The 20,454-nt window shown below is 72.7% G+C and carries 17 protein-coding genes; 9 read left to right on the top strand and 8 right to left on the bottom strand.

The annotated features are described in order from the left end of the window. Positions 1-113 precede the first annotated feature (113 nt). Positions 114-968 (bottom strand): hypothetical protein, encoded by an 855-nt coding sequence (locus BN4251_RS04015; RefSeq protein ID WP_245810186.1) that lies wholly within the window; start codon positions 966-968, stop codon positions 114-116. Continuing rightward, positions 965-1,192, bottom strand: a complete 228-nt coding sequence (locus BN4251_RS18430; protein ID WP_087483844.1) for a hypothetical protein — start codon at positions 1,190-1,192, stop codon at positions 965-967. Before BN4251_RS18430 ends, BN4251_RS04015 begins: the two co-directional genes overlap by 4 nt. 102 nt (positions 1,193-1,294) lie before the next feature. Here BN4251_RS18430 and BN4251_RS04005 point away from each other — a divergent pair, with 102 nt between their 5' ends. Together BN4251_RS04005 and BN4251_RS04000 are read left to right on the top strand one after the other, a co-directional pair. Next, on the top strand, positions 1,295-2,821 hold the full coding sequence (locus BN4251_RS04005) for a glutamate-cysteine ligase family protein (RefSeq protein WP_087483843.1): 1,527 nt from the start codon (positions 1,295-1,297) through the stop codon (positions 2,819-2,821). 17 nt (positions 2,822-2,838) lie between these two features. Next, the gene (locus BN4251_RS04000; RefSeq protein WP_087483842.1) at positions 2,839-3,843 is read left to right on the top strand and encodes a bile acid:sodium symporter family protein; all 1,005 of its coding nucleotides are present in this window, start codon (positions 2,839-2,841) and stop codon (positions 3,841-3,843) included. 98 nt (positions 3,844-3,941) lie between these two features. On the opposite strand, the gene BN4251_RS03995 is transcribed toward BN4251_RS04000, so the two are convergent. Continuing rightward, positions 3,942-5,741 carry a BCCT family transporter gene (locus BN4251_RS03995; RefSeq protein ID WP_087483841.1) on the bottom strand — a complete coding sequence of 600 codons (1,800 nt, stop codon included), beginning with the start codon at positions 5,739-5,741 and terminating at the stop codon, positions 3,942-3,944. A gap of 194 nt (positions 5,742-5,935) precedes the next feature. Between BN4251_RS03995 and BN4251_RS03990 the strand changes: the two genes are divergently transcribed. Next, positions 5,936-6,622 carry a DUF4352 domain-containing protein gene (locus tag BN4251_RS03990; protein ID WP_087483840.1) on the top strand — a complete coding sequence of 229 codons (687 nt, stop codon included), beginning with the start codon at positions 5,936-5,938 and terminating at the stop codon, positions 6,620-6,622. Positions 6,623-6,909: 287 nt separating this feature from the next. Here BN4251_RS03990 and BN4251_RS03985 read toward each other — a convergent pair whose 3' ends face one another. Next, positions 6,910-7,677 carry a hypothetical protein gene (locus tag BN4251_RS03985; RefSeq protein ID WP_087483839.1) on the bottom strand — a complete coding sequence of 256 codons (768 nt, stop codon included), beginning with the start codon at positions 7,675-7,677 and terminating at the stop codon, positions 6,910-6,912. A 105-nt stretch (positions 7,678-7,782) separates the two neighbouring features. Between BN4251_RS03985 and BN4251_RS03980 the strand changes: the two genes are divergently transcribed. Then, positions 7,783-8,307: a hypothetical protein gene (locus tag BN4251_RS03980; RefSeq protein WP_087483838.1), complete on the top strand. Its 525-nt coding sequence runs from the start codon at positions 7,783-7,785 to the stop codon at positions 8,305-8,307. Between the two features lie 137 nt (positions 8,308-8,444). On the opposite strand, the gene BN4251_RS18860 is transcribed toward BN4251_RS03980, so the two are convergent. Then, the gene (locus tag BN4251_RS18860; protein WP_170931818.1) at positions 8,445-11,012 is read right to left on the bottom strand and encodes a lamin tail domain-containing protein; all 2,568 of its coding nucleotides are present in this window, start codon (positions 11,010-11,012) and stop codon (positions 8,445-8,447) included. Between the two features lie 212 nt (positions 11,013-11,224). On the opposite strand from BN4251_RS18860, the gene hrpB reads away from it, so the two are divergent. Beyond that, positions 11,225-13,846 carry an ATP-dependent helicase HrpB gene (hrpB, locus tag BN4251_RS03970; RefSeq protein WP_087483836.1) on the top strand — a complete coding sequence of 874 codons (2,622 nt, stop codon included), beginning with the start codon at positions 11,225-11,227 and terminating at the stop codon, positions 13,844-13,846. Here the strand turns inward: hrpB and BN4251_RS03965 are convergent. After that, the gene (locus BN4251_RS03965; protein ID WP_087483835.1) at positions 13,824-14,462 is read right to left on the bottom strand and encodes a GOLPH3/VPS74 family protein; all 639 of its coding nucleotides are present in this window, start codon (positions 14,460-14,462) and stop codon (positions 13,824-13,826) included. The two genes, hrpB and BN4251_RS03965, sit on opposite strands and share 23 nt — an antisense overlap. A 119-nt stretch (positions 14,463-14,581) precedes the next feature. Between BN4251_RS03965 and BN4251_RS03960 the strand changes: the two genes are divergently transcribed. Further along, positions 14,582-15,049 (top strand): DUF3817 domain-containing protein, encoded by a 468-nt coding sequence (locus BN4251_RS03960; protein ID WP_087483834.1) that lies wholly within the window; start codon positions 14,582-14,584, stop codon positions 15,047-15,049. 25 nt (positions 15,050-15,074) lie between these two features. On the opposite strand, the gene BN4251_RS03955 is transcribed toward BN4251_RS03960, so the two are convergent. Beyond that, a complete protein-coding gene (locus BN4251_RS03955) occupies positions 15,075-16,112 on the bottom strand; it encodes a hypothetical protein (RefSeq protein WP_087483833.1) in 1,038 nt (345 codons plus the stop codon). Between the two features lie 92 nt (positions 16,113-16,204). Between BN4251_RS03955 and BN4251_RS03950 the strand changes: the two genes are divergently transcribed. The 3 genes from BN4251_RS03950 to BN4251_RS03940 are packed head-to-tail and all read left to right on the top strand — an operon-like array spanning position 16,205 to position 19,061. After that, positions 16,205-17,371, top strand: a complete 1,167-nt coding sequence (locus BN4251_RS03950) for a methyltransferase domain-containing protein (protein WP_087483832.1) — start codon at positions 16,205-16,207, stop codon at positions 17,369-17,371. A gap of 53 nt (positions 17,372-17,424) precedes the next feature. After that, the gene (locus tag BN4251_RS03945) at positions 17,425-18,057 is read left to right on the top strand and encodes an SRPBCC domain-containing protein (protein WP_087483831.1); all 633 of its coding nucleotides are present in this window, start codon (positions 17,425-17,427) and stop codon (positions 18,055-18,057) included. Further along, positions 18,054-19,061 (top strand): asparaginase, encoded by a 1,008-nt coding sequence (locus BN4251_RS03940; protein WP_245810185.1) that lies wholly within the window; start codon positions 18,054-18,056, stop codon positions 19,059-19,061. The genes BN4251_RS03945 and BN4251_RS03940 overlap by 4 nt, the downstream gene beginning before the upstream one ends. On the opposite strand, the gene BN4251_RS03935 is transcribed toward BN4251_RS03940, so the two are convergent. Further along, complete coding sequence (locus BN4251_RS03935; RefSeq protein WP_087483830.1) at positions 19,049-20,395, bottom strand: alkaline phosphatase family protein; 1,347 nt, start codon at positions 20,393-20,395, stop codon at positions 19,049-19,051. The genes BN4251_RS03940 and BN4251_RS03935 overlap by 13 nt on opposite strands. Positions 20,396-20,454: the final 59 nt, after the last annotated feature.

Here is a 20,454-nt window from a genome sequence, read left to right as displayed (position 1 = left end):
CATGGGGAGTTCTCCCCATCCCGCACGGCGGCGCCGAGAGTTCACTTGCCGGTCACCGAAACGCCCCTGCGGGCGGGGCACGAGCCTCGGCCGGGCGCGAGCGAGGGCGCGGCTCAGCCTCCCAGCAGGGCGATCACGCGGCCGCGCTCGCTCCAGGCCACGTGGAGCTCGAGCGGGTCGCCGGGCACATCCACGTCCATCAGGTCCACGCGCGCGCCGACGGGCGCCTCGCGCAGATCCGCGACGGCGAGGGCGCCGGCGGGCAGGCCCGGCAGGCCCGAGGCGGCGGGGGCCTGCAGCGGCACGACGGAGATGCCGGTCCCGGCGGTCCCGTCGGTACCGGTGGTCTTGTCGGCCCCGGCGGTCTCGTCGGCCTCCTCGATCTCGCGCATGCCCAGCAGCTCCGCGAACAGGTGCTGATCCATCAGCTGCTCGGCGGCGTCGGTGCGGGCGTCCTCGGAGTCCTCCTCCGCCGGGCCGCGCTCGGCGAGACCGGCGAGCGTCGCCTCGAGGGCCGCGGCGAAGCGCTCGAGGTAGGCGCCCAGGTCAGGGGCCGCGAGCTGGAGAGCGAGGTCCTCGCCGATGCCGTAGACCGCGCCGGGGGTGCCGTCCTCGTCGAGCGCGAGCACCACCGCGGAGTCCGGGGTCTCGTACAGGGGGTAGTACGTGGTCGCGGGGCCGAGCAGGGTGTAGGGGCCCACGTCGGTGCGGTCCTCGATCTGGAGAGTGAGCATGGTCAGCCCGCGCACCGTGATCCCCCCGAGCTCGTCGACGATCTGCTCGAGGGCGGGCGGCGGATCGGCGCTGACCTCCTCCTCGGTCACAGCGAGGCCCGGGATCGCGGCGGCGTCCTGCGCATGGGTGGTCACCAGGGAGGCCAGGCGGTCCAGAACCGGTCGTACGGAGGCCACCGGCAGCACCTCGGCGTCGGCGGGCCAGGGCAGGGAGTTGTTCATCGGCGTGCTCACCCGTTCAGTCTGGCACGACCGCCGGCCCTGGGCAGGCGGCGCCCCATGGGCTCGCTCGGCCGGGCGGGATCTGGCCGGCGAGCATCGCCCTCGAGTTCGAGCCCGGCGCGCCGTGCCCGGTGCGTGTTCAGCTCCGCACCGAGGCCGTGCAGCACGGCATCGGCACGCAGCGCCTCCCCTTCCTCGGGGTGCAGCAGTTCGTCTCCGGCGTCGAGTCCCGCCACCGGCCCCTACCACCCGTTCCGCCGGGCGGCGCGGCGCCACCCTCACGGGACGGACATGCTTGGATGAGCGCACCTCATCCCCTCACCACCCGGAGGACCGCCATGGGACGCGAGATCGGCACCACGGAGTACACCCGCTCCCAGCGCACGCACTACCGCCGGGAGCTTCGCCGCAACCTGGACCTGTTCGAGTCCTTCCTCGACACCGCGGAGTTCATCGACGAGGGCACCGTGGGCGTCGAGCTCGAGATGAACCTCGCCCGCACGGACACCATGGCGCCGGCGCTGCTGGCGGACCGCCTGCTCGAGGATCTGGATGACGAGGACTACGTCCACGAGATCGGCCGCTTCAACCTCGAGGCGAACCTCCCGGTGACCCGCCCCCAGGGCGGCGGCCTGCGCGAGCTCGAGCAGGAGTTGAGCGAGAAGATCGCCCGGGCCGACGCCGCCGCGCAGGAACGCGGCGCACGGGTGGTGCCGATCGGCCACTTGCCCACCGTGGACGAGGAGCTGTTCGCGGACGACGAGTGGCGTGCCCCCGGCGCCCGCTACGAGGCGCTCCAGAACAGCGTGCTTGAGGCGCGCGGCGAGGAGATCCATCTCAGCATCGAGGGCGAGGGCAAGGGGCTGGACCTGCTGTTCGACTCGATCGCGCCGGAGTCCGCGTGCACCTCGATGCAGCTGCATCTCCAGGTGCCGCCCGAGCATTTCGCCGCGACCTGGAACGCCGCTCAGGCGATCGCCGGGCCGCAGGTGGCGCTGGCCGCGAACTCCCCCTTCCTGCTGGGCCGCCGCCTGTGGCACGAGACCCGCGTGCCCACCTTCGTGCAGGCCCTGGACACCCGCCCGCCCGAGTACGCGGCGCAGGGTGTGCGGCCGCGGGTGTGGTTCGGCGAGCGGTGGATCACCTCGATGTTCGACCTCTTCGAGGAGAACGTGCGCCTGTTCCCCGCGCTGATCCCCGAGTCGCGGGAGATGGCCGCGGAGCCGTTGCTCACCGAGGGGTCGGCGCCGCGGCTGCATGAGCTGATGCTCCACAACGGCACGGTGTGGCGCTGGAACCGGCCGATCTACGATCCCGGCACCGACGTCCCGCACCTGCGGCTCGAGAACAGGCTGCTGCCGGCCGGGCCCTCGCCCGCGGACATGGCCGCGAACGCCGCGTTCTTCTACGGGATCCTGCATTCGCTGGTCCACGAGCGGCGCCCGCTGTGGTCGAGGATGAGCTTCGAGCAGGCGGCCGAGACGTTCCAGCAGTGCGCCCGCTGGGGCCTCGAGGCCCGGGTGCAGTGGCCCAGGATCGGGCGGGTGCGGGTGGCGGATCTGCTGCTGGAGCAGCTGATCCCCCAGGCCATGGAGGGGCTGGCGGCGCTCGGGGCCGACGAGGACGTCACCGCCCACTACTGCGGCATCCTCACCGAGCGCGCCCGCACCGGCCGCAACGGCGCCCGCTGGCAGATCGACACCGTCACCTCGCTCGAGCTGCGCGGGGCCAGCCGTCCGGAGGCTCTGGCCGAGATGACCCGGCTCTACCGCGCGGCGGTGGACACCGGGGAGCCGGTCCACGCCTGGCCGGTCCCGGCCCGCCAACGGGACAGTGCGTCCACATCCCGGACGCCCATCTCATAGCTCGGCACGATGGGGGTATGGCCACTCCCTCCCCCGCTCCTGAGGACGTGCGCGGCGCCGCTCCGTCGGCCGCCCGCACCTCCGAGGACCGCTCCGCGCGCGTCGCGGTGACCGTGTTCCCCGTCCTGATCCTCGCCGTCGCGGCGTTCGGCTTCTTCGTGCCCAGCGTCGGCCAGTCCCTCGCGCAGTTCACCAGCATCTACCTGGGCATCATCATGTTCGCGATGGGCCTGACTCTCACCATCCCGGACTTCGCGCTGGTGGCGTGCAGGCCGCTGCCGATCCTGATCGGCGTGGTCGCGCAGTACGTGATCATGCCGCTGGTGGGCCTCGGCGTCGCGGTGCTGCTGCAGCTCCCGCCCGAGCTCGCGGTGGGCGTGATCCTGGTGGGCTCGGCGCCGGGCGGCACCAGCTCGAACGTGATCAGCTACCTGGCCAAGGCGGACACCGCACTGTCGGTGACGATGACCTCGATCTCGACCCTGCTGGCCCCGCTGCTGACCCCGCTGCTGACGCTGTGGCTCGCCGGCTCCTACCTCCCTGTGGATGCGGGCTCGATGGCGATGTCGATCGTGCAGATGGTGCTGATCCCGGTGATCGGCGGCCTGGTGATCCGCCTGCTCGCCGGGCGCCTTGTGGACCGCATCCTGCCGGCACTGCCGTGGGTGAGCGTCGCCGGCATCTCGCTGGTGGTGATCGCGGTGGTCAGCGGCTCGACCGAGGCGATCGTCTCCGCCGGTGCGCTGGTGCTGCTGGCCGTGGTGCTGCACAACGCAATCGGCTACCTGCTGGGCTACTGGGTGGCGCGTCTGCTGCGCCAGGGCGAGCGCGCCGCGCGCACCACCTCGATCGAGGTGGGGATGCAGAACTCGGGCCTGGCCGCGACGCTCGCCGCGAGCGCCTTCGCACCTGCGGCGGTGCTGCCGGCCGCGATCTTCTCGATCTGGCACAACCTCTCCGGCGCGGTGCTGGCGGTGTACTACCGCCGCCGCGGCGAGGCGCATCAGGTCGATCCCGCCTGAGGCTCGCCGCCTCACTCCGCGGGGCCGACGCAGAAGGGCCGACGCACCGCTTCCGCGGGCGTCGGCCCTTCTGTCCGTCCTGCCCCGTTCGGGACGGGTCAGTGGGACTGGTTGCGGCCTCCCTCAGGCAGATCCGCCTTGGAGCTGCCGGTGCGGGAGGGCAGGGTGCCCTGCTCCGGCTGGTAGTCCAGGTCGACGTCCGCGATCTCCTCGTAGGGATCGGTGAGCACCGGCACCTCGGTGGTGAAGGTCGGCTCGACCACGTAGTCGTCGGCGTCGTACTCCTCGTCCTCCTCGCGGCGCTCGTACTCCTCGGGCGGCAGCACCTGGGCCCACTCGCGGGTGCGGATGGGCGGCAGCTCGCCGGCGTCCTCCTTGAGCGCGCGCAGCAGCGCGTACATCTGGAACCAGCCCATCACGAAGAACGGCAGGCCCACCAGGATGATCGTGGACTGCAGCGCCGTGAGGCCGTCGGAGCCGGAGAACACCAGCAGCGCCGCGGTGACCAGCGCGATCGCCACTCCCCAGAAGATGCGTTGGCCGAGCGGGTTGAAGTCCTCGTGGCCGTTGGCCATCGAATCCGTGATCAGGGCGGCGGAGTCCACCGAGGTCACGAAGAAGATGATCACCAGGACGATGGCGACCGCTGAGACGAAGAAGGCCGCGGGATAGTTGTCCAGCAGGCCGAACAGCGCACCCGGGATGTCGCCCTCCTCGACCACGCGCTCGACCAGTCCGCCCTCGCCGCGCAGCTCGATGTCGAAGCTCGCGTAGCCGAACACGCCGAACCAGATCACGGAGAAGCCCGCCGGCACCGCGAGCACGCCGGAGACGAACTGGCGCACGGTGCGGCCACGGGAGATGCGGGCGATGAAGATGCCCACGAAGGGCGACCAGGTGATGGTCCAGGCCCAGTAGAAGACCGTCCAGGTGTTCTGCCAGCCGGTGTCGGCGAAGGTGTCGTTCCACAGTGCCAGCTCGGGCAGCGCCACCAGGTAGTTGCCGAAGGACTCGAAGGTGCCCTTGAGGATGTACAGGGTCGATCCGCCGGCGACCAGCACGAAGATCATCAGCAGCACGGCCACCACGATGTTGAAGTTGGAGAGCAGCTTGATGCCCTTCTCCAGGCCGGCCGAGACCGAGATCAGGGCGAGCCCGCACACCACGCCGATGATGATGAGGTTCCAGCCCGCGTTCTCGGGGATCCCGAACAGCTGGTTCAGGCCGCCGTTGATCTGCAGCGTGCCCAGGCCCACCGAGACGGCGATGCCGAAGATGGTGCCGATGATGGCGATGATGTCGATCGTCTTGCCGATGGGGCCGTGGATGCCCTCGCCCAGCAGCGGCTGGAAGATCGAGCTGACGCGCGGCGGCAGGTTCCGCTTGTGGATGAAGTAGGCGAAGCACAGCGCGGGGAGCGCGAAGATCGTCCAGGTGTGCAGCGTGAAGTGGTAGTACGTGAAGTTCATGGCGTCGCGCGCCGCCTCCACGGTGCCGGCCTCGATGCCGAGCTCGCTCGCGCGCGGTGGGTCGCCGAAGTGGCTGACCGGCTCGGCGACGCCCCAGAACATCAGGATCGAGCCGATGCCGGCCGCGAAGAGCATCGCGAACCAGGCGCCGCCGGAGTGCTCGGGCGGCTCATCGTCCGGGCCCAGCTTCACGCGGCCGAAACGTCCCGCCGCGATGAACAGCAGGAAGGCCAGGAACACGGTGACGCCGAGGATGTAGAACCAGCCGAGGTTGGTCATCAGCCACTGGGAGGCGGTGTCGGTCGCCTTCCCCATCGGCTCGGTGAAGGCGATCGTGGCGACCACGAAGGCGATGATGATCGCCGCCGAGCCGAAGAAGATCACCGGGGAAGTGCGCAGACGCAGCGCGTCATGGAGTTTCGTCAGCAATGTCCAGTCTCCTCGTGATGCGACAGGTCGTGCGGAGCGACGCTCGTTCCGGCTCTCCCGCTGCGGCGGGAGGCCCGGGTGTCGGACAGTATGGCAGGAACTGGGCAGATGTCGGGGGAGTTCTCCCCATCGCCAGCACCGGCGAGGGCGCATAGCGTGGTGGGACGAGCAGAGGATCCACGCGGAGGAACACCATGAGCACCCCCTACGGAATGCCGGCCGGACCGCCGCAGAGGCCGCCGGCCCCGCCGCAGAAGAGTCGGACCGGCCTGTACGTCGGCGTCGCCTGCGGGTGCCTTCTGCTGGCGACCCTCCTGATCGCCGTCGTCGGCGCCGGGCTGTGGCTGTTCTCCAGCGGTGACACCACCGCGGATCCCACCGACGATCCCACCACGAGCGACTCCCGCTCGGAGGATCCTCACTCGGACGATCCTGAGGAGGACCCCACCTCTGATGCGCCCATCAAGACGCCGAGCGAGGATCCTGACGATGATCCGACCTCCGAGACCGGCGGCGACCAGGGATCCTCGTTCACGATCCATGTCTCCGCGCCCGAGGAGGGCACCACGTTGGAGACGAACGACGACGAGGTGCTCGAGACCCAGAAGGGGAAGTTCGTGGGCGTGGCGGTGACGCTGACGAACAACGGCTCGCAGGACATCGGGCTCTCCGGCGAGAGCTTCCGCTTCTACGACGCCGACGGCGGGCAGCACACCATGCGCTACGCCTCCTTCTCCACCACGGGGCCGCAGGTCACCCCCGGCGAGGAGGCCACCGCCCTGCTCTATGCGGACGTCCCCGAGGACACGGAGCTCGCCTCGGTCAGCTACACCGACGACGTCGGCACCGACGGTCAGGAGATGACCTTCCCGGTGGGATGAGCGACCGCTCGGTCAGCACGCTGATCCTGCCGGCCCTGGATTCGTCGTCGCAGGCAGGACGCCACGTTCAGGGAAAGACCAGCCTCGCCACAGCGGTTCTTCTGACAGGGCATGTTCACTGTTCTCAACGCGTCACCGGAGGACCCGCCGACTGAGGAGGAAGCGGGCTCCACTGATCCGGGACGCGGGGGAAGGGATGGCCCCGGCCCGTGGGGACGGGCCGGGGCACTTTTCTGCGCAGGCGCGCTCCGCACCGCGGCAAGGGGGCCGACGGCGCACTGACGCGCTCAGCGCCGCAGATCGATACCGAACACACGCCGGATCTGCGCCACCGCATGCCGCGTGAAGCGCCGATCCGAGGGGGTCGAGGCGAAGGGCAGCACGAGCCCCGGATGCTCCGGATGGGTGACCCGGCCGTGCGTCGCGCCGGGGGTCACCACGAATCCCGCGCCCTCCATGCGGCGCAGCAGCTCCCGGCGCGAGGTGGGATGGCGGGTGCCCTGACCGCCGCGGGCGCTCGGCCCGGCCGCGTCCTCGGCGACATCGAGCGCCGGCTCGTACTCCTCCGGCCGTACCGACAGCGCGTAGCCGCGGGAGAACAGGCCGATCACGGTGTTGTCCGCACGCCTGACCTGCGCCACCAGCGCGCCGCGCAGGAAGTGGTCGCTCACCCCGGCATCCGCGGTCCAGGCGTCCTCGGGATCGGCGACCGTCTGCACGATCTGCTCGGTGCTCGTGCCGCGCACGCCCACGGTGCGCAGGTCCTCGTCACGAATGCGCAGCGGGCGCGGCAGGGGCCGCGGGTCCTCGGCGCTGAGCGTGTGCACGGCGTCCTCGGGCGCGGCGGGCAGCGGACGCGGCAGCTCGAGCGTGCGGGGCCGGCGGCGCGGAAGCCGCGCCGAGGGGCTCGAGTCCTCCTCGTCGGGGCGAGATGCGGGCTCCGGCGCAGGCCGACGGGGTACGGCGGACCAGTCCACCGGACGGACCCGCTTCGCGGGATCGGTGCGCCCTCCCATCGCCTTCGGGGTGGGCCGCGGAGCACGCCCTGCGCTCATCGCTTCTCCTCTCCTCGCCGCCGATCGGTACCCACAGATGGTGGCACGAGCGGGCGGTCCGCTAGCGTGGCGTTCGTCGTCGACGCTTCCAGCCGTGAGGAACCCGTGTCCGCTCGCACCGCTCCATCCCGCCCCTCCGCAGCCCGCCTCGTCGGCGTGATGCTGGCCCTGACCCTGCTCGCCGCCGGATGCGGTGGTGAGGACCCCGCCCCGGAGGCCACCACCTCCTCCTCCGCGGCCTCCGACGGCGGCGGCGCCTCCGAGGCCGCCGAGCCCTCCGACGGCGGCGGGCAGTCCGTGGCCGGCGTGCCGCAGGACCCCTACCCCGCCACCCCCGCGCCCGACGACTTCGAGGCCCCGGACCCGTGCTCCGGTGAGGGCGCCTACTTCGCGGAGGTGGGCGGCACCGCGACCCCCGACCTTCCCGAGCGCGCCGGGGAGACGCTGACCATCGAGGTCACCGGCATCGACGGCGCGGAGGCGCAGCTGACCGCCACCCTCGGCGAGGGCATGCCCCGTGAGGTCGAGCCGCTCACCCTCGGCGAGACCACCACGATCGACCTGTGGACGATCTCGGTGACCAGCGTGTGCGAGGACAGCGAGCAGGTGGAGTTCGACCTGATCGACTGATCCGCATCGACTGATCCATAACAGCGGAGGGGCCCGGCATCAGCCGGGCCCCTCTCGTCTGTCAGTGCGGGTCGCGCTCCTCTGTCAGCGCGGATCGCACTCCTCTGTCGGCGCGGATCGCGCCGGGGAGGGGCGGATCAGGCCTCGCGGGAGCGACGCACCATCCATGCCCCGCCGGTGACCGCGGCCGCCGCGGCGGCGAGCAGGCCGATCACCTCGGCGCCGGTGCGGGCCAGGGAGCCCTGACCCGCGGTGCCGGACGAGCTCTGCGCGCCGCGGGAGTCCCCGGCACCGCCGGAGCCCGTGCCGGCGCCGGTGCTGGAGCCCGTGGCGTCGTCACCGGCGCCCCCGCCGTCGGACGGCGCGGGAGCGGCCTGGTCGCCCTCACCGGTGCCGTCCTCGACAGCGTCGTCCTCACCGGTGCCGTCCTCCTGGCCGGGATCGTCCTCGCCGGGCTCGTCCTCGCCGCCGCCGGTGCCGTCCTCCTCATCGACCCCGCCGTCGCAGGCGGGGACCACGAGCTCGATGCCGCGCAGGGCGTGACCGTCGGTGTCGTTGTCATCGGAGAACCAGGCCTGGCGAACGCCGTCGGCGCAGAGTTCCGTGGGCTCGAGGGCCACGCCCTCGTTGGCCACGCCCGGCAGGCCCGTCGGCGCCGCGTTCAGCTCGGAGGCGGTGACCGTCTCGGCGGAGAGGTCGTAGCGCACCGACTGCCCATCATGGGCGTCATCGGCGAAGGCCCACAGGGTGTTCGTGGCGGTGTCGAAGTCCAGCGCCATCAAGCCGGGCAGCGGGGAGGGCATGGTGGCGACCACCTGCGCCTCGCCGCCCGTCTGCAGGGCCACGGCGTAGACGTCTCCGGTGGCCTCGAGCACCACGAAGGCGTAGGCCTCGGCGGCCGGGACCTCCGCGCCGAGGTGGGCGAAGGCGCTCGCGGGGACGATCTCGATGCCCTCGAGGCCGGAGTTCGCGCCGGTCGCGGGCAGCAGGGGGGTCAGGTTCCACTCCGCCGCGGCCACCAGCTCGGAGGCGCCGGAGGAGGTGTCGACGGCGAGCACAGTGTTGCGGGAGGTGCCGGAGGCGGAGTTGTCACGCTCCACCGCAAGGTAGATCCGGCCGTCCAGGCCCACCGAGATGCCCTCGCCGTCGGGGGTGCCGGTGCCGTCGGCGAAGCGGGTGAACTGGCCACCGGTGGGCCATCCCTCCGACTGCACCCAGGTGCCCTCGGCGTTCTGGACCAGCCGCGAGATCTGGCCGGCGTCGTTGTTCACGCCCCACAGCACCTGGGAGCCGTCCTCGAGGGTCTGCAGGTCCAGGCCCGAGAGGTCCTCGCCGAACTCGGCCGCCTCATCGGCGACGGTCGCCGGGCCGGTGGTGGGCAGCTCGAGGCCGGCCGGGGCCTCGACCGTGGCGCAGTCGTTCTCCTCGCCGGGGGTGGCCGAGCCGGACTCGACGTAGGTGCCGGTGTGGACGTCGCCGCAGAACGCGTTGGAGGGGTTCCGGTGGCCCTCCCAGGCGGTCCTGCCCAGCAGCAGGCCGGAGGCGTCGAACAGGCGCACCTCGTCGTTGCCGCCCAGACCGTAGCCGAGGTCGCCCTGGTCGCCGCCGGTGATCAGCAGCAGCTCACCCGCACCGAGGGTGGTGCCGGCGGGGAGGGTGTGGACGTGGTCGTCCTCGGAGTCGAGGATCCGGTAGCCGGAGAGGTCCACGGCGGCGTCGGAGAAGTTCTTCAGCTCCACGAAGTCATCGCCCTGGGAGTTGGTCTCGTGGATGATCACGGGGCCGAGGATGTTGGCCTCGCCCTGGGTGGCGACGTAGCTGGGGGCGAACTCGCCGTCGGGGAACTCGGCGCGCTGCCACGACGGGGTCGCATGCTCACCCTCGGTCCAGGTCACCGAATCGACCAGGTAACCGTTAGGGGCGAAGAGGCGGGCGGGGGCGCCCTTGCCGAGGCCGAAGCCGAGGCCCGCGTCGCCGGCGAGGACGATCCGCTCGCCGGGGGCGAGCTCGCCTGCGGGCAGCTCGGCGGGGGTCTCGGTGTCCTTGTTGTCCAGCAGGTACCAGCCGGCCAGCTCGATCGGGCGGTCGGAGACGTTGAGGATCTCCACCCAGTCCTCGCCGATCGGGTTGTCGGAGGAGACCTCCGAGAGGCGCAGCGCATCCGCGTCCGCGTGCTCCTCGGCGGGCGGAGGCGGCACGTACACCCCGGAGTTGGGGGCGCCCTTGGTCTCCTCGGCGGAGAGCACCACCTCTCCGTCGACCACGATCCAGCTGGTCAGCGGGTGCTGGTCGTAGGTGATGCCGTCGATCAGGGTGGCGTTGTCCTCGAGGAACAGGCGCACCTGGTCGCCGTTGCCCAGGCCGAAGTCGAAGCCGCCGGTGCCGGCGTCCTCGTGCTCGATCACGAGGTGCTCGCCGGGGGCGATCACGGTGCCGGCGGGGACGGTCCAGTCGCGGGCGTCGTCATCATCCTTGAGGTACCAGCCGGAGAGGTCCACGGCCTCGGTGCCGGTGTTGGTCAGCTCGACCCAGTCGACGTCGCCGTCGGACTGCACCTCCGAGATCGCGACATCGGTCGGGGCGGCGTGGGCGGGGCCGGCGGTGCCGAGCACGGCCACAGCGCCGAGCGGGGCGGCGAGCGCGCAGGTCGCAGCCAGCGCGCCGAGGCGGCGCGTGCGGCTCAGGTCCGGCGAGGAGGCGCTCACGGCAGGGATGAGAGGAGGCATGGGATCTCCAGACGGGAGTGGCGGGATGAGCCGGCGGGCATGACTGCTGTGCCCACCGGGGCGGGGATGGGCCGACTCCATCACCGACGGGTGAACGGAATCCGCCGACGGGTGAACGCGTCGTGCCGGGGGGATGGCGGAGTGCGGAACAGTCGCCTCGGGCCCGTGCGCGGGTGCGCGATGATGGGGTGATGAGCTCTGCCCACCGCTTCGACCTGGATGCCATCGGGGCGGGCCTGCCCGTTGCCGCTTCGCGCAGCGAGCTCGAGGCGGCGGTGCACAGCGGAGCGCTGGTGGTCACCGCGCCGCCCGGCACCGGCAAGACGACGCTGCTGCCGCCGCTGGTCGCGAACCAGGTCACCGGCCTCACCCTGGTCACCCAGCCGCGCCGGGTGGCGGTGCGGGCGGCGGCCCGTCGGATCGCGGCCCTGGACGGTTCGCGCCTGGGCGGCCCGGTCGGGTTCACCGTGCGCGGCCAGCGCGAGATGAGCGCGGACACCCGCGTGGAGATGCTGACGCCAGGCGTGCTGCTGCGCCGGCTGCTGGCCGACCCCGGGCTCGACGGGGTCGGGGCGGTGCTGCTGGACGAGGTCCATGAGCGGTCGCTCGAGACGGACCTGCTGCTGGGTATGCTCGCCGAGGCCCGCCAGCTGCGCGAGGACCTGGTGGTGGGGGCGATGTCCGCGACGCTCGATGCGCAGGCGGTCGCCGCCGTGCTCGAGGACGCCGCGATCGTGGACGTGCCCAGTCCCCTGCACCCGCTGACCATCGAGCACTCCCCCTCCCGGGCGCCCCGTCTGGATGCCCGCGGCGTGACCCGCGAGCACCTCGATCACCTCGCGCGCACCGCGGCGGCGGCGCGGCAGGCCGCCGGGGACAGCGATGCGCTGGTGTTCCTGCCCGGCGCGCGGGAGGTCGACGAGGTGGTCTCCCGCCTGCAGGGCCTGGTCGGGGACGAGATCGAGGTGCTGGCCCTGCACGGCCGGCTGCCCGCGGCCGCGCAGGATCGGGCCACTGGCGGCCGACGTCCCGGCGAGCGCCCCCGGATCGTGGTCTCCACCGCGATCGCGGAGAGCTCGCTGACCGTGCCCGGGGTGCATCTGGTGATCGATGCGGGCCTGTCCCGCGAGGTGCGGCGAGACCGCGGGCGGGACATGTCGGGCCTGGTCACGGTGAGCGCATCACGGGCGGCGGCGGAGCAACGGGCCGGTCGTGCGGCACGGCTCGGCCCGGGCCGGGCGGTGCGGGTGTTCGCCGAGGCGGATCTGGCCGGGATGCCCGCCCAGTCCCCGCCGGAGATCAGCAGCGCGGATCTCACCGATGCGGCGCTGTGGCTGGCCTGCTGGGGCACACCCCGCGGGGAGGGTCTCGCGCTGCTCACCCCGCCACCGCGCACGGAGATCACAGCGGCCGAGCGATCGCTGCAGGCCATGGAGCTGGTGGACGGGCAGGGACTGCCCACCGCGCTGGGCACGCAGGTGGCGCGGATGCCGGTGGGGGTGCGGGAGGCGCGGGCGCTGCGGGACGGGGCCCGCAGCCTGCCCGGCGGTGACGGCGCCCGCCGCGCGGCCGAGGTGGTCGCCGCGGTCTCCGATGATCACCGGCCCACCGGCGCGGACCTGCCCCGCCTGCTCGCCGATCTGCGCTCCTCCCGGGCGCCCGGTGCGGACCGCTGGCGGCGGGAGGTGTCACGGCTGACCCGCATCGCCGCCGACGTCGCTTCCGACGGCACTCACGGTGGGCACGGCGGGCCCGGCTCCCCCGGTGCCGCGCAGCAGGGCACCGCGATCCGGGCCGATGATCCTGCCGAGCAGGCCGGGGCCGTGCTCGCGCTGGCCCGGCCGGAGCGGATCGCGCGCCGCACCGCGCAGGGCTCCCGCACCTACCTGCTGGCCTCCGGCACCCGCGCCGCCCTGCCCGAGGGCAGCGGTCTGCTAGGGCAGCAGTGGCTGACGGTCTGGGAGGTGCAGCGGGCAGCGGGCCGCGCGGCCGACGGCACGGGAGCGGTGATCCGTGCCGCGGCCCCGCTGCATGAGGAGGATGCGCTGCGCTGCGGGGCGGGCCTGATGGTGCAGGGCCGCACCGCCGTGCTCGAGGACGGGACGGTGCGGGCCCGGGAGCGCAGGGCGCTCGGCGCGATCGAGCTCACCTCCACCCCCGTCGCGGCGACCGCGGAGGACACCGTGCCCGCCGTGCTCTCCCATGTGCGCGAGCGCGGGCTCGAGGCGCTCGGCATGCACGATGCCGCCCGGGAGCTGCGGGCACGTCTGGCCCTGGTGCATCGCGAGCTCGGGGCGCCCTGGCCGGCGATGGACGAGGCAACGCTGCTGGAAGAGGCGGAAACGTGGCTGGCCCCGCAGCTCTCGGCGCGCACCACGCGCCTGGACCGGATCGACGTGACCGCGGGGCTGCGCCTGCTGCTGCCCTGGCCGGAGGCGGCCGCGCTCGAGGAGCTGGTGCCGCAGCGCCTCGCGGTGCCCTCGGGCGGCACCGCCCGGATCGAGTATCCCGTCCCCGGTGCGGAGGACGGCCGGCCGGTGGTGGCGGTCAAGCTGCAGGAGCTGTTCGGCCTGGCCGAGACCCCGCGCCTGGTGCAGGGCAGGGTACCGGTGCTGTTCCATCTGCTCTCTCCGGCCCGTCGGCCGCTCGCGATCACCGATGACCTGCGCTCCTTCTGGGACGGGCCGTATCGGGAGGTGCGCAAGGAGATGCGGGGCCGTTACCCGAAGCATCCCTGGCCGGAGGATCCGTGGACCGCTCCGGCCACCGCGCGGACCACGCGGGGTGCGCTCAGGTCGCCACGGAGGTCGTGATCATCACCGCGGTCATGTCGTCCATCAGCTTCTTCACGGCGCGAGCGGCGGGATGCTGGACCTCGAGCGCCCTGATCCGCTGATCGAGCTCCCTGCGGGAGAGCTCGGGCAGGTCGTCGCGGAGGATGCGGTGCGCGATGCCGAGGGCGCGCAGCAGGTCCAGCAGGATCCGGTCCTGCAGGCTCGCGGTGCCCGGGTCGCGCACGGCGCCCGCGATCCGGGCGCGCAGGGAGGTCTCGTAGGTGTCGTCGTGGGTGGGCCAGCTGGTGGTGAACCAGCCGTCCTTGCGCTGCACCGCCCCGACGGCCGCGAAGCCCTCCCCGATCACCTCGGTGAGATCCATCGACCGGTGCCCGATCACGGAGCCGAGCGCCTTGCCCTGCAGCTCCTCGAGCGCGCCGAGCGCCTGGTCGAGCACCGGCAGGTCCAGCGGGGTGCGGTCCCGCACGGTGATCTTCGGGGAGCGCTCCTCGGTGAGGGTGAGGCGCTCGTAGAGCATCAGCTCGGTGATCGCCGCGGCGGCGAGCGCCTGGCGACGGTACGAGGTGGAGTCCTGACGGCCCGCATCGTTGGTCAGGAGCAGGAACAGCTGTCCGGGGATGGTGTGCGTCGTCATGGCTCCAGTGTGAGCGTGCCCACGCCGGCTGGTCACCTCTGATGGTCCACCGGCGGTGACGTCTTTCGTCGGCCCGTGCACCCAGCGTCCGTCGAGCACCGCCTGGCACCATCGTGCCCATGCGCCTGCTCTCCACCCCCTCTCGTCTGTATCGAGTGCTCGCCCTGGCCGAGGTCGTCACCTGGACCCTGCTGCTGGCCGGCATGTTCCTGAAGTACGTGCTGCAGTCCACCGAGCTGCTGGTGCGGATCGGCGGCGGGCTGCACGGCTTCACCTTCATCGCCTACGTCGCCGTGACGGTGCTGGTGGCAGTGGATCAGCGCTGGATCCTGAAGGATCTGTTGCTGGGGATCGGCTCTGCGGTGATCCCGTATCTCACGGTGCCCTTCGAGCGCTCGGCGCTGCGCAGGGGCCTGCTCGGCCAGTCGTGGCGCCTGCGTGAGGAGGAGCCGGCCTCCGCACCGCAGAAGGTGGTGGCGCTCGCGCTGCGCCATCCGCTCCCCGCGGCGCTGCTGACGATCGTGGGGGTGTCGGTGGTGTTCGCGGTGATGCTGTCGCTGGGCCCGCCCACCGAGTGGTTCGCCTGATCCCAGCACACCCGAGCATCCCGCCTCAGCGCGGCGGCGCGATCGGATCGATGCGCACCACCTCGCCGTCGCGCAGGTGGAGCCGGTCGATCTCGACGACGGGGGTCCTCGGCGCGAGCCGCGGCACCTGCGGCTGATCCGGTTCGGGCGGCAGCGCCTCCCCGAAGCACACCCCGCATCCCTGCACGGAGAGCGCCTGGGAGCGGCGCGCCTCCCAGTCCACCTGCGCGGCATGGGCTCGGCGGATCCACGGCCCGCCGACAGGACGGCACGGGCCTTCCCCGTCCCGCCCGTGCAGGGGGCACTGGGCCGGCCGGGCGGTGACCAGCAGCTCGATCCCCTCGAGCTCGGGGATCCGGGGATCGGAGCCCGTGGGCACCACGTCCAGGCCTCCGGGCCCGATCCTCAGCACGGCGCCCTGCCCGTGCTCGACCGCGATCAGCAGCGCCCGCTCGAGCGCCTGATCCGGGTGCGGGGCCAGGAGATCCTCCCGTGCGGCGGCGGCCGGTTCGAACCAGTCGCGCCGCGGGCCGACGAGGGCTCCCAGCGCGACCGGTCCGCCGCGACGGCGCAGCGCCCCGGCCACGGCAGGACGGCGGAACCAGCTGCGCGCCGGGGGACGCACCCGTTGCGGCGCTCCCTCGACGAATGCGCCGGCCCGCACGCCCTCGCGGCTCGGGCGGGAGAGCTCCGGATCCCTGTCCGTGCGCACCTCGAACGGGGCCACCGCCCCGCTGACATCCGCGATGATCGGCCCCTCGGGGGCGAGGGTGGGCAGCACCGGCCCGAGCGCGGGCACCACCAGCCAGGAGTGGGCGAGTTCGAGCGGCGGGCGATCCCGCAGCGTGGCATGCACCGTCCCCGCCTCGGGCGGGCCGGTGGGCTGGCGTCGATGATGCTCGAGCTCCGCCTCCTCCTCGGCCTCGTGCGCTGCCGCCAGTCCCTGCTCGTCCTCGAACAGGGCCGGCGCCGCGCTCGCGGTGATCGGGCCCACGCCCGGCAGGTCCAGCTCGATCAGCTGATCCCGCCAGGTCACGGCCCAGGGATCCTCCGGCACATGCATGCTCTCCACCTCCGCCGCCGACGCTAACGGCGGGGTCCGACAGACGAACGCCATCGGCGCCGCGGCCTGTGCGGGCCTCGTAGACTCCTGGGGTGCGGTGCCACCATTTCGACTCCGGCGCGTGCAGGTCCTGCACGCTGCTGGACCTCCCCCGCCCCCGGCAGGTCGCCGAGGGCCGTGCGCGCATCGAGCAGCTGCTGGAGCCCTTCCTCGCCCCGGGCGCGGAATGGTCAGCGCCGCTCGTCGGTGCGGAGTCCGGGTTCCGTGCACGCGGCAAGATGGCCGTGGCCGGTACCGCGCAGGAGCCGCGGCTCACCCTTCCCGGCCAGGCCGCGGGCGCCGATCTGTGCGGCTGCCCGCTCTACCCGCCGGGCGTCGAGTCCGTGCTCGAGGGTGCGAAGGCGCTGATCCGTCGAGCGCAGGTGCCCCCGTATGACGTCGCCCGCCGCCGCGGTGAGATCAAGAACGTGCTGGTCACCGCCTCACCTGACGGGGAGCATGTGCTCCGTCTGGTGCTGCGCAGCGAGAAGGCGCTGGACCGGGTGCGCGAGCACCTGCCCGCCCTGCTCGCAGCCCATCCCTCGGTGGTCTCGGTCTCGGCGAACATCCACCCCGAGCACACCACCGCCGTCGAGGGAGATCACGAGATCCCGCTGGCCGGGGCCGCCTCGATCGCGGTGCGCACCGGGGACGTGCCCCTGTTCGCCCGTCCCCGCTCCTTCCTGCAGACCCACACCGAGGTGGCCGGTCAGCTGTACCGCCAGGCCGCGTCCTGGGTCGCGGAGATCGTCGCCGAGCAGGGCGGTGCTCCGCGGCTGTGGGACCTCTACTGCGGGCTGGGCGGTTTCGCGCTGCATGCGGCGCTGGCCGCACCCACCGCGCAGGTCACCGGAGTGGAGGTCTCCCCGGAGGCCATCGACGGGGCTCGCGAGGCCGCTGCGGCCCAGCATCTCGAGGCGCGCTTCCTCGCCGCGGATGCGACCAGCTGGGCGATCGAGGAGGCCGCGGGCGCCGAGGGCCCGCCCGAGATCGTGATCGTGAACCCGCCCCGTCGCGGGCTCGGCGAGCGCCTGGCCACCTGGCTCGAGGGCTCCGGGGTGCGCGATGTCCTCTACTCCAGCTGCAACCCCGCGACCCTCGCGACGGATCTGGCCTCGATGCCCTCCCTGCGGATCACCGCGGGGCGCTTCGTGGACATGTTCCCCCACACCCAGCACGCCGAGGTGATCGTGCGGCTGCGCCGCAGCGATCCCACCTGACGGCGCTCCCACCTGACACAGTGGTGCCATCACCCCGCCTCCGAAGGAGCCCCATGACCGCCTCTCCTGCCGCCCAGCTGACCGACGTCACCCGCACCGTCACCCTCACCCATGACCGCGCCGCCGTGGCGCTCGAGCAGACCTTCCCCGTGCATCCCGAGGAGCTGTGGTCCGCGCTCACGATCGGCTCGCACCTGGAGGCATGGTTCGGCCGTGCCACCGGTGAGGTGGTGCAGGGCGGCCGCTTCGAGCTGCCGGACATGGAGACCCGCGGCGAGGTGCTCGCCGTCGAGGAGCCGCGCAGCCTGCAGCTGAGCTGGAACCAGGGCGGCAGCCGCAGCGAGATGGAACTGCTGGTCGAGCCCGTCGAGGACGCCTCCCGCTTCACGCTGCGCCACACCGTCCCCACCGATGCGCACTGGAAGACCTTCGGTCCCGCGGCGACGGGCTGCGGCTGGGACGCCGCGCTCTACGCCCTCGCCCTTCACCTCGAGGACCCGGCCGCGGATCTGATCCGACGCCTCGGCGACTTCGCCGGCTCCGCCGAGGGCGAGGAGTTCACCCACGCCACGGCCGAGGCCTGGTCCGAGGCGCATGTCGCCGCGGGCGAGAGCAGGAAGCCGGCCCGCAAGGCGTCCCTGCGCACGGCCGCTTTCTACCTCGGCGAGGAGCCGGAGCTGTCGTGACCGGCACGTCCGAGGCGGTGCCCGCCGTCACCCTGCTGACCCTGGGCGGCACCATCTTCATGGCCCAGGGCTCGGGCGATGGCCACGCGGTGCCGGACGCCGCCGCCGCGGAGCGCCTGCACGCCACCCTCGTGGACGGGGTGGAGCTCACCGCCCGGGGGATCGCGAACATCTCCTCCTCCGATGTGCGGCCCCACCACCTGCGCGAGGTGCTCGAGCAGGCCCGCGCGGCGGTCGATGAGGGTGCCGACGGGGTGGTGCTCACCCACGGCACCGACACCCTCGAGGAGACGGCGTTCCTGCTGAACCGGTTCTGGGACCGGCAGGCGCCGCTCGTGGTGACCGGCGCGATGCGTCCGGCGAGCGCGCTGGGCGCCGACGGGCCCGCGAACCTCGCGGGCGCCGTGCACGCGGCGGTCTCCCCGTCGGCCCGGGGGCTGGGCGTGCTGGTGGTGTTCGACGGAGAGGTCCACCTCGCGGACCAGGTCACCAAGGCGTCCTCCCGCTCGGTCTCGGCCTTCGCCTCGGCGCCGTCCGGGGCGGTGGGCATGATCGATGCGGGCCAGGTGCGGCTGCTGCACCGTCCCCTGCCCCGACCTGCACCGCAGGCGGGCTCGCTGCCGGAGCGCTTCGCGCCGGTCCCGCTGCTCACCGCGGGGCTCGACGAGGACTTCGCCCTGCTCGACGCCCTGGGCCCCGAGCACCTGGCGGGAGTGGTCATCGCCGGGGTCGGGATGGGGCACGTCTCCCCCGCCGCGATGCCGCGCCTGCGCCGCCTCCTCGGAGAGGGCATCCCTGTGGTGGTCGCGACCCGCATCGCCGCGGGCGGCACCTCGACCCACCACTATGCCTATCCGGGCAGCGAGGTGGACCTGCTCGAGGCGGGCGCGGGGATGGCCGGGGTCCTGCCGCCGGCGAAGGCACGCCTGCTGCTGCAGGTGCTGCTCGCCGACGGCGCGACCCCGGACCGGATCCGCGAGTCCTTCGCGGCCTACGCGAGCTGAGCCGGCACCCGGAGCGTCTCGCTGACCACGGCGCCGTCGGCGTCGGGCAGCTCGAGGCCCAGAAGGTGCGCGAAGGTGACCGCCTCGTCGGAGACGGTGCAACCGGTGAAGCGTACGCCCTGGGCGATGTCGGGCCCGGTCATCGCGAACACGGCCTGGATGTCCTGCTCGGGCAGGTGTCCGTGCTGGGAGATCAGGAAGGTGTAGTCCTCGTCGAAGCGGCCGTAGAGCGAGCGGCCCTCCCAGAGGTTCTGGAAGTTGGTGCCGCTGGTGCCCTCGAGCACGCCGAGGAAGGGACCGGAGTAGCCGTAGTCCTCGCGCATGTCCGCGAGCGGGTGGAAGGCCGCGACGGGCACCTCGGGATCCTCGACCCATTCCTGGACCACCGCGAGCACCTTCTCGCGCGCGGCGTCGTCCGCCTCGGGGTGCAGATGCAGCTGCCCGGTGAGGCCGCAGCCGTGCACCCAGGCGTCCCAGCTGCTCACCTCGCCGGCCTCGTCCAGGCGCACCAGCCCGTTCTCGACCAGCACGCGGTTGGCGCGGAAGCAGCGCCCCACCTCGACGTGGCCGTGATCGGAGACGATCGCGACGTTGGTCTCCTCGGCGATGCCGGCGTCCTCGAGGGCGGTGAGGATCTCGCCGATCCACCCGTCGACCCGCTCGAAGGCCTGCTTCACCTCGGGGGTGAAGCGGCCGGTGGAGTGGCGGGCGGAGTCCACGTCCACCAGGTGCACGAACAGCACGTCGGGCGTCTCGGTGCGGATGATGTCGGTGGCGACGGAGGTGTTGAAGCGGCCGAAGACGTGCTTCTTCGTCCAGCTGATCTCGTGCGCGTGACGGTCCACGTATTCCAGGCCGCGCGGCGAGGAGGCCTCGCGCAGGATCGCGAGGGTCTGCTCGAGACCGGCGCGGTCCCAGATCTCGGGCACGGCGATGTCGATCGACGGGGACCAGCCCGTCACCGGCCAGCCCACGGACGCGCTGGTCAGCCCCTTCTCCTTCGCGAGATCGAAGATCGTCGGGCACGCGATGTCGCGCGCGTCCCAGAACCAGCTCGGCAGGCGCACGCCCGGGGAGACCTTCTCGTTGGCGTAGATGCCGTGGCCCGCCGCGGTGCGGCCGGTGGTCTGGGAGGTGTGGTTGGGGTAGGTGACGGTCGGGTAGATCGCCTGGGCGCTGCCCCAGGCCCCGTCGAGGATGCGGGCGAAGTGCGGCAGGGTGCGGGCGAAGGGCACGTCGACATCGCTCATCGCGTCGATCGAGAGCACCACGAGGCGCCGGCGCTCGCCGTCGACGGCAGGTGCGGGGCGTACGAGCTGGGCGGCGTCGGTCATGGAAACTCCTCGTCAGGGGCGCTGGTGGAAGCGCTCCCACGCTAGGAGGTGCTGGTCAC

This window comes from Brachybacterium massiliense, assembly GCF_900184245.1.
GTDB lineage: Bacteria > Actinomycetota > Actinomycetes > Actinomycetales > Dermabacteraceae > Brachybacterium > Brachybacterium massiliense.
This window is presented reverse-complemented; position numbering and strand designations above follow the sequence as displayed.